The sequence below is a fragment of the Gordonia effusa NBRC 100432 genome (genome assembly GCF_000241305.1).
GTDB classification, from domain to species: domain Bacteria; phylum Actinomycetota; class Actinomycetes; order Mycobacteriales; family Mycobacteriaceae; genus Gordonia; species Gordonia effusa.
The window spans coordinates 15,899-32,150 of sequence record NZ_BAEH01000092.1; the positions used below are offsets into that span (position 1 = coordinate 15,899).

At 62.4% G+C, this 16,252-nt stretch carries 16 protein-coding genes; 11 read left to right on the forward strand and 5 right to left on the reverse strand.

Annotation, left to right across the window (positions count from 1 at the left end):
* Positions 1-7 precede the first annotated feature (7 nt).
* Positions 8-1,741: a cell envelope lipid trafficking protein PgfA gene (gene pgfA, locus GOEFS_RS15745; RefSeq protein ID WP_007318925.1), complete on the forward strand. Its 1,734-nt coding sequence runs from the start codon at positions 8-10 to the stop codon at positions 1,739-1,741.
* Here the strand turns inward: pgfA and GOEFS_RS15750 are convergent.
* The 3 genes from GOEFS_RS15750 to GOEFS_RS15760 form a co-directional block, all read right to left on the reverse strand.
* Positions 1,738-2,718 carry a cation diffusion facilitator family transporter gene (locus GOEFS_RS15750; RefSeq protein WP_007318926.1) on the reverse strand — a complete coding sequence of 327 codons (981 nt, stop codon included), beginning with the start codon at positions 2,716-2,718 and terminating at the stop codon, positions 1,738-1,740. The two genes, pgfA and GOEFS_RS15750, sit on opposite strands and share 4 nt — an antisense overlap.
* Positions 2,715-3,104, reverse strand: coding sequence for an ArsR/SmtB family transcription factor (locus GOEFS_RS15755; RefSeq protein ID WP_040525271.1), 390 nt, complete (start codon positions 3,102-3,104; stop codon positions 2,715-2,717). The genes GOEFS_RS15750 and GOEFS_RS15755 overlap by 4 nt, the downstream gene beginning before the upstream one ends.
* A gap of 113 nt (positions 3,105-3,217) precedes the next feature.
* The gene (locus GOEFS_RS15760; protein WP_007318928.1) at positions 3,218-4,180 is read right to left on the reverse strand and encodes an alpha/beta hydrolase; all 963 of its coding nucleotides are present in this window, start codon (positions 4,178-4,180) and stop codon (positions 3,218-3,220) included.
* Between the two features lie 279 nt (positions 4,181-4,459).
* Between GOEFS_RS15760 and GOEFS_RS15765 the strand changes: the two genes are divergently transcribed.
* Genes GOEFS_RS15765 through GOEFS_RS15780 form a run of 4 tightly spaced genes read left to right on the forward strand, consistent with a single transcriptional unit; the run spans position 4,460 to position 9,461 of the window.
* On the forward strand, positions 4,460-5,941 hold the full coding sequence (locus tag GOEFS_RS15765; protein WP_007318929.1) for an amidase: 1,482 nt from the start codon (positions 4,460-4,462) through the stop codon (positions 5,939-5,941).
* Positions 5,942-5,944: 3 nt separating this feature from the next.
* Complete coding sequence (locus tag GOEFS_RS15770; protein WP_007318930.1) at positions 5,945-7,597, forward strand: FAD-binding dehydrogenase; 1,653 nt, start codon at positions 5,945-5,947, stop codon at positions 7,595-7,597.
* 11 nt (positions 7,598-7,608) lie between these two features.
* A complete protein-coding gene (locus tag GOEFS_RS15775; protein WP_007318931.1) occupies positions 7,609-8,628 on the forward strand; it encodes a Dyp-type peroxidase in 1,020 nt (339 codons plus the stop codon).
* Between the two features lie 32 nt (positions 8,629-8,660).
* Positions 8,661-9,461: a family 1 encapsulin nanocompartment shell protein gene (locus GOEFS_RS15780; protein ID WP_007318932.1), complete on the forward strand. Its 801-nt coding sequence runs from the start codon at positions 8,661-8,663 to the stop codon at positions 9,459-9,461.
* Between the two features lie 93 nt (positions 9,462-9,554).
* Here the strand turns inward: GOEFS_RS15780 and GOEFS_RS15785 are convergent, their stop codons facing one another.
* Positions 9,555-10,346 (reverse strand): SDR family oxidoreductase, encoded by a 792-nt coding sequence (locus GOEFS_RS15785; protein ID WP_040525280.1) that lies wholly within the window; start codon positions 10,344-10,346, stop codon positions 9,555-9,557.
* 134 nt (positions 10,347-10,480) lie between these two features.
* Between GOEFS_RS15785 and GOEFS_RS15790 the strand changes: the two genes are divergently transcribed.
* Genes GOEFS_RS15790 through GOEFS_RS15800 form a run of 3 tightly spaced genes read left to right on the forward strand, consistent with a single transcriptional unit; the run spans position 10,481 to position 14,721 of the window.
* Positions 10,481-12,208: an ABC transporter ATP-binding protein gene (locus GOEFS_RS15790; protein WP_007318934.1), complete on the forward strand. Its 1,728-nt coding sequence runs from the start codon at positions 10,481-10,483 to the stop codon at positions 12,206-12,208.
* Entirely contained in the window at positions 12,205-14,136 is a 1,932-nt protein-coding gene (locus GOEFS_RS15795; protein WP_007318935.1) for an ABC transporter ATP-binding protein, read from the forward strand. Before GOEFS_RS15790 ends, GOEFS_RS15795 begins: the two co-directional genes overlap by 4 nt.
* Before the next feature lie 18 nt (positions 14,137-14,154).
* On the forward strand, positions 14,155-14,721 hold the full coding sequence (locus tag GOEFS_RS15800) for a YdeI/OmpD-associated family protein (RefSeq protein ID WP_040525272.1): 567 nt from the start codon (positions 14,155-14,157) through the stop codon (positions 14,719-14,721).
* A 5-nt stretch (positions 14,722-14,726) separates the two neighbouring features.
* On the opposite strand, the gene GOEFS_RS15805 is transcribed toward GOEFS_RS15800, so the two are convergent.
* Positions 14,727-15,083, reverse strand: a complete 357-nt coding sequence (locus GOEFS_RS15805; RefSeq protein ID WP_007318937.1) for a nuclear transport factor 2 family protein — start codon at positions 15,081-15,083, stop codon at positions 14,727-14,729.
* Positions 15,084-15,270: 187 nt separating this feature from the next.
* On the opposite strand from GOEFS_RS15805, the gene GOEFS_RS23900 reads away from it, so the two are divergent.
* Genes GOEFS_RS23900 through GOEFS_RS15815 form a run of 3 tightly spaced genes read left to right on the forward strand, consistent with a single transcriptional unit; the run spans position 15,271 to position 16,249 of the window.
* On the forward strand, positions 15,271-15,405 hold the full coding sequence (locus GOEFS_RS23900) for a hypothetical protein (RefSeq protein WP_280985278.1): 135 nt from the start codon (positions 15,271-15,273) through the stop codon (positions 15,403-15,405).
* Positions 15,406-15,465: 60 nt separating this feature from the next.
* Positions 15,466-15,945, forward strand: a complete 480-nt coding sequence (locus tag GOEFS_RS15810) for an HNH endonuclease (protein WP_040525281.1) — start codon at positions 15,466-15,468, stop codon at positions 15,943-15,945.
* Positions 15,946-15,970: 25 nt separating this feature from the next.
* On the forward strand, positions 15,971-16,249 hold the full coding sequence (locus GOEFS_RS15815) for a WhiB family transcriptional regulator (protein WP_007318939.1): 279 nt from the start codon (positions 15,971-15,973) through the stop codon (positions 16,247-16,249).
* The last annotated feature ends 3 nt before the right edge of the window (positions 16,250-16,252 follow it).

Consider the following 16,252-nt stretch of genomic DNA (forward strand, 5'->3'; position numbering starts at 1 on the left):
GAGAACGATGAAACGAGTGTGGTCAGCATTGCCCGCCTTCTTCGGCGTCGCATGCATCATGGCGGCAATCGCAACGGCGTTCTACCTGGTACCACAGCTACGCGTCGTGCCACTCGATCTCGACATCACCTCTGACGCACAGACCGTGGCCGCCGACGGCACCTCAAACAACCGCTACCCAGCGGTGATCTTCGATCGTTGCTCGGTGACCCAACGCAAAGCTCGCCAACTCGACGCCAACCTCGTGCAGCAGCGTCGCTCGGTCATCGTCGACCCATCGGACAAACGCCAAGCAACGGTCCAGTCGGCGCAATCGGTGGTCATTGAGCGGACTCGCGACGCGTCGGGCAAAGAGGCAACACCTACAGTCGGTGCCGCCAACGCCGAACGAACTTGCGACGACGGTCTACTCACCGCGAGTATCGACCGAGTCTCGGTGAACCGCAAAACGTCGGTGCCCAATGGCACCATCGCATCCATTCAGCTTGAGGCGGTCCCCGAAGGAGCCTCGGTCAAGGATGTTTCGGTCGATGCTCCGCGCCAGGGCTTCCAGTACAAGTTCGGCTTCGACGTCAAGAAGCGCGACTACCTCTACTACGACCTCAATACCCGTTCGGACAATGCTGCGAAATTCGTCGGCGAGAAGGTCATCAAAGGCGTGACCACATACGAGTTCGTCAGCGAAGTTCCCGAGACAGATCTATCGGGCCTGGCGAACGCACAGGGCGAGGCAGCACTGGGCACCATGTTGACGATGCCCGCGAGTTGGTGGGGTATCACCGGCCGCGATGTGAAACCCAAGGACTCGGTCACCCTGCACCGCTACGCGAAGGCAACCCGGCACGTCTTCGTCGAGCCCAAAACCGGCACCATCGTCGATGGCCGGGAAGATCAGCATCAGTACTTCATGTCCCCCGATCAGAGCGAGGACACACCCGAGTCGGTCCGGAACTTTCGACTCGACGCCCTCAAAGGCACCTTCCAATGGGACGACGCCACCGTCGCTCGGCAGACCGACAAGGCGTCGGGTTATGTGAACCAGCTCAAGTGGGGTGGGGTCTTCCTGCCGATCATTCTGGCGGTCGTCGGAGTCCTGCTAATCGGTTTGTGGCTCCTACTGTTCCTGCGCGGTCGCCGTAAAGACCGCGGTGACGACGGTCAGGACCAGCCATATAGTCCGGCCCCGGAGGGCGCCGCCTTCGCGGCCGGCGGGGTGTCACTGGACAAACCTGACGAGCAACCGACAACAGTTCTGCCCACCGATCACGGTAGTTCCCCGTATACGTCGTCGGTGACCGAGAGCGGCCGGCACCAACGCATCGACGATGCCGGGTGGGCGCCGTTCGCCGACCAACAGCCGCCGTCGGGCCCGTACCGGACCGATCCCTACGACCCGTATGCCGGCACTCAGGTCCAGGGAACTGAGCCGTGGGCCCGTGAACCCGCGCCGTATCAAGCGCCCGGCGCTCCCTACCCGGTCGATAACCAAGGGACACAACAGGAGTACGGCTCAGACCCATCACGCACCGAGCCGATTGAGCAGGGCAGTAACGTCGCACCGACGAATCGTCACGCGCGCCCCGACGACGATGACACCGCGGCGATACCACCGGCCGACGGCTACCAGGGTCGCCATTCCGGCGACTACGGTTCAACCACCCCAACGTATTTCGGTTCGGATGACGAGTCGAACGGGCCTGCGGTGCGCCGGCACGTCGATCCCGACGACCAGTCTCACTAGACGGCGGTACCTGTATTCGCGTGCGCGGGGTAAGCGTGCACCAGCGCATACTCAAGGTGCGGCACTCGCCGCGCCAACACCGCCTGCGCATCATGCGCGATCGTATGTGCTTGGGCGAGTGAAAGTTTCGCGTCGACATCCAACTCGACGTCGGCACGCAGGCGATGCCCCACCCAGCGCATCTTGAGCGAATGCGGTTGTCCGAGACCGGCTTCGACGAGCGCGTACTCGGCATCGGCGATGATTTGCGGATCGACGCCGTCGAGCAGCCGGCCGAACACCTCCCGCCCCGCCGTCCACAAGACGCCCAGGATGGCAGCCGAAATCAGCAGGCCGACAATAGGATCAGCGAGCGGGAAGCCGAGCCATACGCCTCCCGCGCCGAGCAATACCGCCAGCGAGGTGAGACCGTCGGTGCGGGCGTGCATGCCATCGGCGACCAAGGCTGCCGAGCCGATCCGGCGCCCGACACGGATCCGATAGAGCGCCACCGCTTCGTTTCCGAGGAAGCCGATCACACCCGCCAGCGCAACCCAGCCAAGATGGTGCAGCGGAGCGGGATTCACGAGTCGACGGATCGCCTCAACGAGGGCCACGACCGCGGATAACGCGATCATCGCCACCACGAACAATCCTGCGAGGTCTTCGACGCGACCGAAACCGTACGTGAAACGCCTTGTCGCACTGCGTGTTCCGACCGCGAATGCGATCCACAACGGGACCGACGTCAACGCGTCGGAGAAGTTGTGAATCGTGTCGGCGGCAAGTGCGACCGATCCGGACACCACGACCACCAGCAACTGGGCCACCGCGGTCAGAACGAGGACAACGAGACTCACCTGCACCGCGCGAATGCCAGCCCGATCGCTGGTTAACGCATCATCGAGCCGATCAACCGAATCGTGGCTGTGCGGTACGACGGCGTGCCGGAGCGTCGCGAGCAGGCCATGCCGATGTTCGTGGGCGTGCTCGGTCACGATGCGCCACCACCCTCGTGCAGAGCCCGCAGACCGGCGTCGGAAATGTGATGCGGCGGCACGCCCGGACTCGCATGCTCGGCGTTATGCACGGCGTCGACGACGAGTTGCCGAATATGCTCATTCTCGATGCTGTAGTAGATCGTCGTACCCTCTCTTCTAGTTCTCACGAGCCGTGCCATCCGCAGTTTGGCCAAGTGCTGCGACACCGATGGCGCCGCCTTGCCGACTTCGGCGGCGAGCTCAGTCACCGACATTTCGCGGTCCCGCAACGCCCACAGCAGCCGCACGCGCGTCCCGTCGGCCAACATTCGGAATACCTCGACGACAAGACCGATCTGATCGTCGTCGAGCCGACGTCGACAAGAACTGCTATCTGCATTCATACGCAGATATTAAGCCTTGTGGCTGTCGTCGCACAACTGTCGGCCCGGGGCCCGCATAGAACGCAAAGGGCCGGTGACCTTTTCGGTCACCGGCCCTTGCTAAAGATCCGCTATCAGCGTCCGAAGAACGCGGGACGGAAGGTGGTGTAGTACGACTGGCGGAAACGCTCGTTCCAGTAGTCCCACCAGTGCGCGCCGTCCGGCGTGATGTTGGTGGTGAGATTGACGCCGAGAGTGCGCAGACGAGCCACATACAGCTGGCTGCTGATCGACGCCGCGGTCTCCAGGGGGATCATCTGCGAGAACTTCACCGGGTTGAAGTTTGCCGACGTCGGGTTGAGCGACGAATCGAACTTGCTGGTGATACCGGTCCCCGCCGATACATACACGCGCTTACCGACCAAGTTGCCGGCGCTGAGGAACGGATCGTTCTGGAACCAGGTTCCCGCGGGGTAGAAGCCCCACATGTTCGTCGGGTTGCCACCCATCTCAGCGACCGAGACCTGGATGCCCTGGGTGAAGCCGGGCATCGTGACGGTCGGGTAACCACTGTAGGAAGCGACCGAGTTGTAGAAGCGTGGGTGACGCGAAGCCAGATTCAGCGCCGCGGTACCCGACATCGACAGACCTGCGATGCCGTTACGACGGTTGTCGCTGTTGTGCTTGCGCTTCATGTAGGCGGGCAGTTCCTTGGTGAGGAAGGTTTCCCACATCGGCTTGCCGAGCTTGGGGTCGCGGCTGAGCCAGTCACTGTAGAAAGTGCCGCCGCCACCGAACGGAAGAACAAGGTTGACACCCTTGCCGACCATGAAATTGTCGATGCCGGTGCGGTTCTGCAGCCAGCCGGTGGTGTTATTCGGTGCGCGCAGGCCGTCGAGGACGTACAGCGTCGGCTTGGGGCCGCTGCCACCTGCGCTAACGATGCGGACCGGGATACTGCGGTGCATCGACGCCGAGTACACATACTCGGTGCTGCCGGCGGCTTGAGCCTGCGGAGCGACAGCCACGGCAACACCGGCGGCCGACGCCAACGCGAGTGCGCCGGCCATGATGCGCTTACGGGCGCTCTTCAACATTAATTAAGTCCTTACGATCTGACCAAAAGGCTTCGTTCATATGGGCATGTGGTGATCCGATTGACCATCACTGGCCCAGGGCTCCCCGTCGTTAGGGAGTGTAACGGCTCGATAACACACGAGCAAAGGCAACTAACCACCCACGCCCGCGAAAGACACTCCTGTAACGCTACTACCTGCCGAAACGCCGGCGGAGAACAATTCTTGATCGAGTTGATCACAAGTTGACCTTCGTGACCGAAAGATCAGGTTCCGCTCAGGTCGCCTAGTCTTTGTGACGTGGACCTCTCCGAATACCAGTCCTTCGACGCCACCGCACTCGCCGGCCTCGTCGCCAGCGGCGAGGTTAGCGCATCTGAACTGCTCGAACTCGCCAGGGCGCGTGCCGACATCGCCAATCCGAAACTCAACGCGATCGTCGCGCAGATCGCCGAGGCCGATGTCCAGGCGGGCGGCGCGGCGAGCGGTCCATTCGCCGGAGTGCCCTTCCTGATCAAAGATCTCGCCCAGGAGTACCGCGGCTACCCGACGTCGTGCGGATCGCGGGCGTTAGCCAAACTCCCCGCGACCGAACACGCGAATATCACCCAGCGATTCCTCGACGCCGGGTTTGTCATCTTCGGCAAGACCAATACTCCTGAGTTCGGCGCCAAGGGTGTCACCGAGTCGGAGTTCTGGGGTCCGGCACGTAATCCGTGGAATACCGACCACACACCCGGCGGATCGTCGGGCGGGTCGGGAGCCGCTGTCGCCGCGGGCATCGTGCCCGCCGCCGGCGCCAACGATGGCGGCGGGTCGATCCGAATTCCGGCAGCGTGTAACGGGCTAGTCGGACTCAAACCGAGCCGCGGCATCGCACCCTTCGGTCCCGCAACTGGCGAGTCAATGTTCGGCATGGCCGTGCAGGGCGCCGTCACCCGAACAGTCCGCGACGCGGCGGCCATTTATGACGCGATCGTGGGACCGACCGCTGGTTCGGTGTACCCCACCGCAACTCCCGGTGTCAGCTACCTCGAGCAGATCAAAAACGTGCCAGCGGGTCTGCGGATCGGGTTCTCCGCACGGTCGGCCATCAACGCTAATCCACATCCGGAAGCTGTTGCCGCGGTGGAGAATACCGCGAAACTGCTCACCGACCTCGGCCATCATGTCGAGCCGGTCGAGCCGCCCTATGACGACGGGGCGCTGGCCCGCGACTTTCTCACCATTTGGTTCGCGGTGCTGGCGACCGAAGTGGCCCAGGCTCGCGAACTCACTGGCGCTAGCGATTCCGACTTCGAGGCGGACACGCTCGCCATCGCCGAATTGGGTCGGTCCGGCGGTGTGGTGGCCGCGTTCACGGCGCTCGACAATGTGAACAAGTACGTACTCTCGCTCGAGCGTTTCCACAGCGACTACGACCTTCTTCTTACCCCGACGTTGGCCACCCCACCGCTCACCGTCGGCGAGACCACGACAGCGCCGTTGCTACAACGCGCATCCCGGGTGATCTCGCGCGTGCACGCCGGAAAACTGTTGTCTCTCAGCGGTATTCTCGACGATCTCATCTCGCAGAGCCTCGGCTGGGTGCCCTACACCCAATTGGCCAACCTCACCGGCCGACCAGCGATCAGTGTTCCGTTGCACTGGACCGAGGCCGGGCTCCCCCTTGGCGTGCAGTTCGTCGGCCGACTCGGCGCCGACGGCGGGCTGCTTTCACTCGCAGCACAACTCGAAACCGCGCAACCGTGGTTCCATCGCTATTCGGAAGTGCAGGTCTGACACGTGGACAATCCCGAAGTAATCGTCGTCGGGTCCGGCCTAGCCGGCCTGGTCGCAACCTACGAACTCACCAAAGCCGGCCGACGAGTGCTAGTCGTCGACCAGGAGAATCGTAAAAACCTTGGCGGGCAGGCATTTTGGTCGCTCGGTGGGCTCTTTCTCGTCGATACCCCCGAACAACGCAGACTCGGTATTCACGACTCCGAGGAGCTGGCGCTGCAGGACTGGATGGGGTCGGCTAGCTTCGATCGCGACGTCGAGGACAACTGGCCTCGACAGTGGGCACGCGCGTACGTCCGATTCGCCGCGACCGAGAAGCGTCAGTATTTACACGACCTCGGTCTACGCATTACCCCGGTCATCGGTTGGGCCGAGCGCGGCGGTGGATTCGCCGACGGCCACGGCAACTCGGTGCCCCGCTTCCACCTCACCTGGGGAACCGGGCCCGAGGTGGTCCGAGTCTTCGCCGAACCGGTACTAGAAGCCGAGCGAAAAGGGCTTGTGCACTTCGCGTTTCGCCATCAGGTCGATGAGCTGATTGTCGATGACGGCGCCGTCGTCGGAGTTCGCGGATCTGTGCTGGAGGACTCGGACACCGAACGCGGCGTAGCCTCGTCGCGAACCGTCGTGTCCGACTTCGAGTTTCGCGCCCCGAAAACAATCGTCACCAGTGGCGGTATTGGCCACAATCACGACCTGGTGCGCAAAAACTGGCCGGTCGAGCGCCTAGGCCCCGCTCCGAAAACCATGATCTCGGGTGTGCCCGCCTATGTCGATGGCCGCATGCTCGGCATCGCCGAAGATGCCGGGGCGCACCTGATCAACCGCGACCGGATGTGGCATTACACCGAGGGTATCCACAACTGGGATCCGATCTGGCCCAACCACGCCATTCGCATCATTCCCGGCCCGTCGTCGCTCTGGCTCGACGCCAACGGCAATAGGCTTGCGCCGCCCAACTTTCCGGGCTTCGACACTAACTCGACGATGCGTGAGATCCTGGCGACCGGCTACGACTATTCGTGGTTCATCCTCACCCAGTCGATTATCGAGAAGGAATTCGCACTCTCGGGGTCCGAGCAGAATCCCGATATCACCGGCAAGGACCTGCGGTTCGCCGCCAAGAGTCGTCTCGCCAAAGGCGCACCCGGACCGGTACAGGCCTTCGTCGACAACGGCGTCGACTTCGTCGTCGGAAACAACCTTGCCGAGCTTGTACCCAAGATGAATGCCATCGCGCGTGGCCCACAACTCGATTTGAGTCACATCGAACAGATCGTCGGCGCGCGAGATGCTCAGTTAGACAACAAATACAGCAAAGATGCGCAGCTGATGGCAGTGACGAACGCCCGACAGTACTTGGGGGACAAGATAGTTCGGGTAGCCAAACCACACCGACTACTCGACCCGGCACATGGCCCGCTCATCGCGGTTCGGCTCAACATCTTGACTCGGAAGACGTTGGGTGGCTTGGAAACCAACCTCGATTCGCAGGTGATGCGTGCTGGCGGAACACCATTGGCCGGCCTGTACGCAGCCGGAGAAGTCGCCGGCTTCGGCGGCGGCGGCGTCCACGGATACAACGCACTGGAAGGAACCTTCCTCGGCGGCTGCATCTTCTCCGGTCGGGCGGCGGGGCGACACGCCGCACGCTGAGACGTACTAGAGTGGTCACAGTGAACTCCGGATCAACGACCGGGCAGACCATTCTCACCCGAAAAACCAAGAGCGCAGTCTTCCTTGTCTTGTGCATCAACGACGACGGCGTCGAAACAGTCCGTGACGTGCTGGGTGGCTTCGCAGGCTTAGTGCGATCGGTGTCCTCTCGGGCACCCGAGTCGGCATTGGCCGGGATCGTCGGCATCGGTTCAGATGCCTGGGATCGGCTGTTCACCGGTCCGCGGCCGGCAGCGCTGCACCCATTCATCGAGCTGGTCGGCGAGACGCACACTGCGCCATCCACACCCGGCGACATTCTGTTGCATATCAAGGCCGACCAGTTCGACCTGTGCTACGAGGTCGCAACGAAAGTTGTTGAACAACTGGGGGATTCGGTAACCGTCGTCGACGAAGTGCATGGCTTTCGCTATTTCGACCTGCGCGACCTCATCGGGTTTGTCGACGGTACCGAGAACCCGGTCGGCGCGGCCGCCGTCACCGCGATCACGGTGGGCGACGAAGATGCTGACTTCGCCGGCGGCAGCCATGTCACCATCCAGCGGTATGTAACTGACACCGCCGCGTGGAATGACCTGAGTACCGCTGACCAGGAAGCGGCGATCGGCCGCACCAAACTGGAGAATATCGAGTTCGACGATGAGGTGAAGCCCACGAACTCACATATCGCGCTCAATGTGATCGAGGACGACGACGGCAATCAACTTCAAATCGTCCGCGACAATATGCCCTACGGCGACGCGTCCGGTGAGCGCGGCACGCTGTTCATCGCCTATTCGGCGTCCCCGACGGTCACCGAACGGATGCTGTCGAACATGTTCATCGGCGATCCGCCGGGCAACCACGATCGGCTACTCGACTTCACCACCGCGGTCACTGGCAGCCAGTACTTCGCGCCCAGCGTCGAATTTCTCGACGATCTGCCAGCGGCACCAGAAGAGGTTGTGGCACAACCAGATTCACCTACCAAGCCGAGTGATGGATCGCTCGGCATCGGCTCTTTGCACTGATCACCTGATACATCCACCACAGGAGGCAGCACATGAATAACCTGCATCGCGAACTCGCGCCGATCTCGAGCGCGGCCTGGGAGGCGATCGAAGAAGAGGCATCGAGGTCGTTCAAACGGAATGTCGCAGGTCGGCGACTCGTCGACGTAAAGGGCCCACTCGGCCTCGACGTCGCCTCGGTGACTATCGGACACCGTTCCAAGATCGATTCACCCGGCACCGGCATCGTCGCGTCATTGCGCCATACCCAGCCGCTCGTCGAGTTGAAGGTGCCGTTCTCGGTGACGCGCGAAGCCATCGACGACGTCGATCGTGGTGCGCAGGACAGCAATTGGGACCCGGTTGTCGATGCCGCGCGCGAACTCGCGCTCGCCGAAGACCGCGCGATCTTCGACGGATACCAGGCCGCGGGCATCACCGGAATCGCCAGCGCCGACGGAGCATCGAGTATCGCCCTGCCCTCCGACGTTCGCGACTATCCGGAAGCGGTGAGTCAGGCGTTGGCCCGGCTGCGCCTGGCGTCGGTCGACGGACCTTACTCACTCGCCCTCTCCGCCGATGTCTACTCGCTGGTCAACGAGACCTCCAACCACGGCTATCCGATTCTGCAGCACCTGCAACGGGTGGTGACCGGCGACATTGTCTGGGCACCGGCCATCACCGGCGCATTCGCGGTGAGCACCCGCGGCGGCGATTTTGAGCTGACGATCGGCCAGGACGTCTCGATCGGCTACGACTCGCACGACGGCGACGTGGTGAACCTGTACTTCACCGAGTCGTTCACCTTCCTGTCCTACACCGGCGAAGCCGCAGTCGCGCTGACCGCGCAATAGGCACGACTGACTGGTACCTGCGTGTCGGCTCGCCGCGAAGGTAGACACCCATCGCCGATGACGACGCCGCAGATTCCAGTCGGCATCGACGTCCTAAACGTCCGGAATCGGCAGATCCAGATTCGGCGTCAGTAATCCGCCGTCGACCTCCAGGACCTTCCCGGTCACGTAGGCACCTGCCGGCGAGGCCAGGTAGAGCGCGGCTGCCGCGATGTCATCGGGGTCGCCCAGTCGGCGCAGCGGAGTCGCCGATTCGATGGCGCCCCGCATCTCGTCGTTGTCGGCGACTACCTGTAGCGCCGACGTCAGGATCGCCCCGGGGGCAATGGCATTCACTCGTACCCGCGGATTGAGATCTGCCGCGGCAAGTCGGGTGTAATGCGCCAGCGCCGCCTTCGCCGTCCCGTAGGCGGCATACGCACGGCCCGGCAGCCGCCCGACGGCGGAGGTGATGTTGATGATGGATCCGCCTTCTGCCGTCGAAATCATCTGCGGCACAGCGGTACGCACCAACGCGTGCGCGGTAGCGACGTTGAAGTTGAAGGCATCGGCGAGGTGCTTCGGTTTGGTGTCGAGTAGCGGTCTCGGTAGCGCGCCGCCGACATTGTTGACGACGGTGTCGAGCCGCCCGAATTGTTCGACGGCGACGTCGGCGAGTGCCGCGACCGCATCGGGATCAGCGAGGTCAGTCGCGACGATATGCGCGCGTCGACCGGCCGCCGAGACTTGAGCGGCAACGTCGTCGAGATCGGACTGTGTGCGGGCGGCAATGACGACGTCGGCACCGGCCTGCGCGAATCCGACGGCAATCGCGGCACCGAGGCCACGCCCTGCGCCGGTCACAATCGCAACGGTGTCATCGATACGGAATTTGTCGAGAATCATGTCCATCACTGTGCCATGAAACTAGAACAGGTTCTAGGCCAATTCTCGGGCAAACGTCGCGTTCCCGACGTCATGCCGAAAATGGTGCGGCACATGTCGGTACTCGTTGCTACCGTCGATCAAGTGAGTGCCCCATGCTGAGCCGACTCCTCCGCTCCTACCTGGACAATTACCGCCGCGAGATCTCGACAGTCATCGCGTTGCAACTAGTTGCCACCGCGGCAATGCTGTATCTGCCAACCCTCAACGCCGACATCATCGACAACGGCGTAGCGACCGGCGACACCGGCTACATTCTCCGCATCGGCGGGATAATGCTGATTGTCACCCTCGCTCAGGTCATCTGTTCGGTTACCTCGCTGTACTTCGGGTCACGCGCCGCACTCGGTGCCGGCCGGGACATTCGCCACGACCTTCTCCATCGCGTCAACAGCTTCTCGGCACGCGAAGTCGGCCGGTTCGGCGCACCCTCGTTGATAACTCGAACCACCAACGATGTTCAGCAGGTCCAGATGCTGGCCTCGATGTCGATGACGATTCTCGTGATGGCCCCGATCATGTGTATCGGCGGCGTCGCGATGGGTATCCATGTGGCGCCGGGGATGTCGTGGATCATGGCTGTCGCCGTGCCAGTGCTCGGTCTGACGATGGCCGTCATTATCGCTCGGATGATTCCCGGCTTTCGGTCGATGCAGTCGCGAATCGACAACATCAATCGCATTCTGCGCGAACAGATTACCGGCATCCGCGTGGTGCGGGCGTTCGTCCGCGAACGCCATGAGAAGGCCCGCTTCGACGCCGCCAATGTCGAACTCACCGACGCGACATTGCGAGTCGGCCGGATGATGGCATTGATGTTCCCCGCGGTCATGCTGATCACCAACGTCACCATCGTCGGAATCATCTGGATCGGCGGGCATCAAGTCTCTGATGGCTCGGTCGAAATAGGCGCGCTGACCGCGATGATGAGCTACGTCATGCAGATCATGATGGCGGTGATGATGGCATCCTTCCTCGCCATGATGGCTCCCCGCGCCGCCGTCTGTGCCGAACGCATCTCCGAGGTCCTGGCCACCGAGACCTCGGTGAGTCCACCGAGCGCACCGATCGGCTTCGCGACCAAGCCGTCAACGGTCAGCTTCGACGCTGCGCAGTTCCGCTATCCAGGCGCTGACGAACCTGTGCTGCAAGGCATTTCCTTCACCGTCGCGCCCGGCACGACCACCGCGATCGTCGGGTCGACCGGCTCTGGCAAGACAACGCTGCTCAATCTGATTCCACGGCTCATCGATACGACGTCGGGCACAGTCAGCGTCGGCGGCACCGACGTCACCGCACTCGATCCGGAGAGTCTTCGTTCGGTCATCGGGTTGGTACCGCAGAAGCCGTACCTGTTCTCGGGAACCATCGCCGCCAATATGAAGCACGGCAAACCCGACGCCACCGACGACGAGATCTGGGCCGCGCTGCGCGTGGCGCAGGCCGATGACTTTGTCGCGGCGATGCCCGACGGACTCGATACCGCCGTCTCGCAAGGCGGTACCACGGTCTCCGGTGGCCAGCGCCAACGCCTCGCGATCGCCCGGGCGGTGATACGCAAACCTTCGGTCTATCTCTTCGACGACTCATTTTCGGCCCTCGATCTGACGACCGACGCCAAACTGCGTGCCGCGCTGCGGCCGGTCACCAGCGATGCCGCGGTTATCGTTGTCGCGCAACGAATCTCAACGATCATCGATGCCGATCAGATCATTGTTCTGGACAACGGCAAGATCACCGGAATCGGGACGCATGATCAGTTACTGGCTGACTGCGCTACCTACGCGGAGATCGCGGAATCTCAACTGGCGGTGACCTCATGACCGGCCCGATGGGCGGTCCGCCGACCGAAAAGGCACGCTCGTTCGGTCCGTCGGTACGCCGGCTCCTCACATTACTCGGCAAGCGACGCGCGGCAGTGAGCACCGTTCTCGCGTCGATTGTCGCGTCGGTCGTCCTAACCGCATACGCCCCGAAGGTTCTCGGCCATGCCACCGACCTGATCTTCAACGGGGTCATCGGCGGCAGACTGCCCGCCGGGATCACCAAAGATCAAGCGGTGCAGGGTCTTCGCGAAGGCGGCCAGAATACCTTCGCCGATATGGTCTCGTCGATGGATCTCACGCCCGGCGTCGGGGTCGACTTCGGTGCGGTTGGTCAGGTCCTGGTCTGGGTGCTAGTTCTCTATGCCGGTTCGTCATTACTCTCGTGGCTGGCCGCGTATCTGCTGAATATCGTTGTCGCACATTCGATCAAAGAGCTGCGCACGGCCGTCGAGAATAAAGTTCACCGACTGCCGCTGCGCTACTACGACGCCACGGCGCGGGGCGATCTGCTCTCGCGCGTGACCAACGACCTCGACAACCTGTCCCAAACGTTGCAGCAGACCATCAGCCAGTTCCTCAACTCCGTTCTCACCGTCATCGCGATTCTGGTGATGATGCTCTGGATCTCGCCGCTACTATCGGTGATCGCAATACTCACGGTTCCATTGGCTTTCGTGGCGACCGCTCAGATCGCCAAACGCTCCAAGCCGCATTTCATGGCTCAGTGGGCATCGACCGGACAACTCAACGCCCAGGTGGAGGAGGCGTTTACCGGGCACGAACTCGTGAAAGCCTTTGGGCGGCAAGCGCATGTGGAAGCCACCTTCGATGACCGGAACGAGAAACTCTACGAGTCGAGCTGGCGAGCCCAGTTCATCTCCGGCATCATCATGCCGACCATCATGTTTCTCGGGAACGTCAACTACGTGGTGGTCGCCGTCGTCGGCGGGCTGCGAGTCGCATCAGGATCGCTCAGCCTCGGCGAGGTGCAAGCATTCATTCAGTACTCTCGTCAGTTCACCCAGCCACTCACTCAGATCGGTTCGATGTTCAACCTGATGCAGAGTGGCGTGGCGTCGGCCGAGCGGATCTTCGACATCCTCGACGCCGCCGAAGAGAGTCCAGATCCGGCTAAACCTGTTGTCCCCGAGGATGATCGCGGTCTCATCGAGTTCAACGACGTGTCATTCCGCTACGTAGCCGACAAACCGCTCATCGAAAACTTGTCGCTGGTTGCCAAGCCCGGACATATGGTCGCCATTGTCGGGCCAACTGGAGCGGGCAAAACCACCCTGGTCAACCTGATCATGCGGTTCTACGACGTCGACTCCGGGACCATCAAGGTTGACGGCACCGACTCCCGGAGCATGACGCGGGACGATCTGCGCGAGCGAACCGGCATGGTCCTACAAGACTCGTGGTTGTTCGGCGGCAGCATTTTCGACAACATCGCCTACGGTGACCCGAGCGCTTCCTACGAAGAAGTGATCGAAGCCGCCAAGGTCAGCCATGTCGACCACTTCGTGCGTGTGCTGCCCGAGGGCTACGACACCGTCATCGACGACGAGGGCGGCGGCGTCAGTGCCGGCGAGAAGCAACTCATCACGATTGCCCGGGCTTTCCTCGCTAAACCGACGATCCTGATCCTCGATGAGGCGACCAGTTCAGTCGACACACGCACCGAACTGTTGATACAGAAGGCGATGGCCCGTCTGAGGAGAGGTGAGCAAGCCAACGGCGAATCCGGCGGGCGGACCAGTTTTGTTATCGCACACCGCCTTTCGACGATCCGGGATGCGGACACCATCCTGGTGATGGAAGGTGGTCGCATCGTCGAGCAGGGCAACCACGAGGAACTGCTGGCGATGCGGGGCGCGTACTTCCGGCTCTACAACAGTCAGTTCGTGGGTGCGGTGGCCGAGTAGGACGCCTACGCTTGTCACATGAGCAGGCCGGAACTGCCGAGAATCACTCCGCAGAGTAGTGCCGAGTGGCGCGATTGGCTGGCAGCCAACCACGATTCCTCACCTGGAGCGTGGGTTGTATTGGCACGCAATCGTTCTGAACCGGTGTCCTACGAGGATCTAGTATGCGAAGCGCTCTGCTGGGGATGGGTCGACGGCTTGGCGAATCCGCTCGACGACACGCACACCATGCTGCGGTTCACGCCGCGGCGTCCCGGCAGTGCTTGGGCGGCAACCAATAAGCGCCGCGTCGGGCAGTTGCAGGCCGACGGCCGGATGCAACCTGCCGGTCAAGCGCTGGTCGACGGGGCACAGGCGTCGGGAGCATGGACCCTGCTCGATGACGCCGAAGCCCTCATCGAGTCGACCGAACTTGCCGCTGCCCTCGACGCCGTTCCCACCGCCCGCAGGAACTGGGATGCCTTCCCGCCATCGACACGAAAGTTCGCGCTCTCTCAGATCGCTTTCGCGAAGCGGCCGGAAACCAAGACGCGACGAATCACGAAGATCGTCGAGCAAGCATCGCAGAACGTCCGCCCGGGATAGCCGGGTCAGCCAACGGGAACTTTGTCCAGGAAGCCGAGAACCGTTGCGATCCGGCCGACGTCGTCGGTTACGATGACATCGAATCCGATCACTAGTGGCTCACCGCCCGCCGGACCGAGACCCCACCGAAAGCGCGTCTGATTGTGATGCGAATCCGCGTCGCCAATCGGCGAGAACTCAAGGCCGGCAAACTGTTGCCGGACCGCGTCGATGGTCGCCGCTATCTCTGAACGCCCGGCAGCGGCACCGAGTGGATCGGTGTAGGTGGCCGCGGCCGACCAATGCTGTGCGAGATGGCGTTCGCGTTCGGCGGGTTCGGCGTTCCACGTGTTCAGATAGTTGTCGACGGTCGAATGGGACATGGCTGAAATCCTCTCGGGTGCTTACGTTTTCGCATCTCGAAGCGCGTAAACCCATACTCGCGGCACAATCAGCCGACGTCGATTACCTGGCAGGTAATCGACGTCGGCAGAAAATCGCGCGACAAGTTCGATCCTCTCGTGTCACTATGTCTCGGTTAATGCCGAGCCCCGATAAGCAGCGAAGGAGATGATCGACGTGTCCGCCCACCCGCACCGTGGAATGTGGCCGCGACCGCAGCGCGAACGACTGGCCGACACATCGTCGGTCTATCTGCTGCGCCGCAATACTTTTGGCGATATCGCCCCTTGCCGCACCACATGAGCTAACTCTCGACGGGTGCGCTCGGCCGCTAACACCCACGAGAACAGAGAGCTCACCACAATGATCATCTTCATCACCAACCCCGGATTGCAGGTGCTTGCCACCGTGCCGTGGCAACGCGCGGCAACGCTGTTGGTCGCCGGTGACGCGGTTAATCTGCCTAGCGCGCCGATCGCGAAGGTCGTGCACTCGCCGAGTACCACGCTGGCTATTCACCAGGTGATTGCCGTGCGACGCAACGCCTTCCGCCCCTGGACCAACGCGACACCGGAAACCCACGCACCCAATGCCGCGATTCTCGCCCGTGACGCACGCACGTGCGGATACTGCGGCAAGCCGGCGGCAACTGTCGACCACGTCCAACCCTCGAGTCGGGGCGGCGGCTCAACCTGGCGGAACTTGGTCGCATGCTGCTCAAAATGCAACGCGTACAAGGCAGCTCGTACACCACGTGAAGCGGGCATGACCCTGCAGATCGACCCACAGGTATACGACCCGTGGCAGCACCACCAACGTCAGGTGTACGCACTCGTTACCTGAGTCGACAACTATCGAAGGAGGAATAATGGGTCGGCGCCCACGGGACACTCAACTGCTGCGAGCGCTGACGCAGCTGCTCGTTCCGTCCACCGAAATCGAGTGGGACCAGGCACGGTGCAGCGGACATGCGCAGCCCGAGCTGTGGTTCCCGTTTCCGAGCGAAAGTTATGACACCGCTGCGCAGTTGTGCGAAAACTGCCCATTGCGCCAGGACTGCCTCGAGTTCGGCATCGACAATCACCTGGACGGCGTATGGGGCGGAGTCGACCTGGTCTACGGCCGTGCGGTTGCCCGCACGGCCTAGACG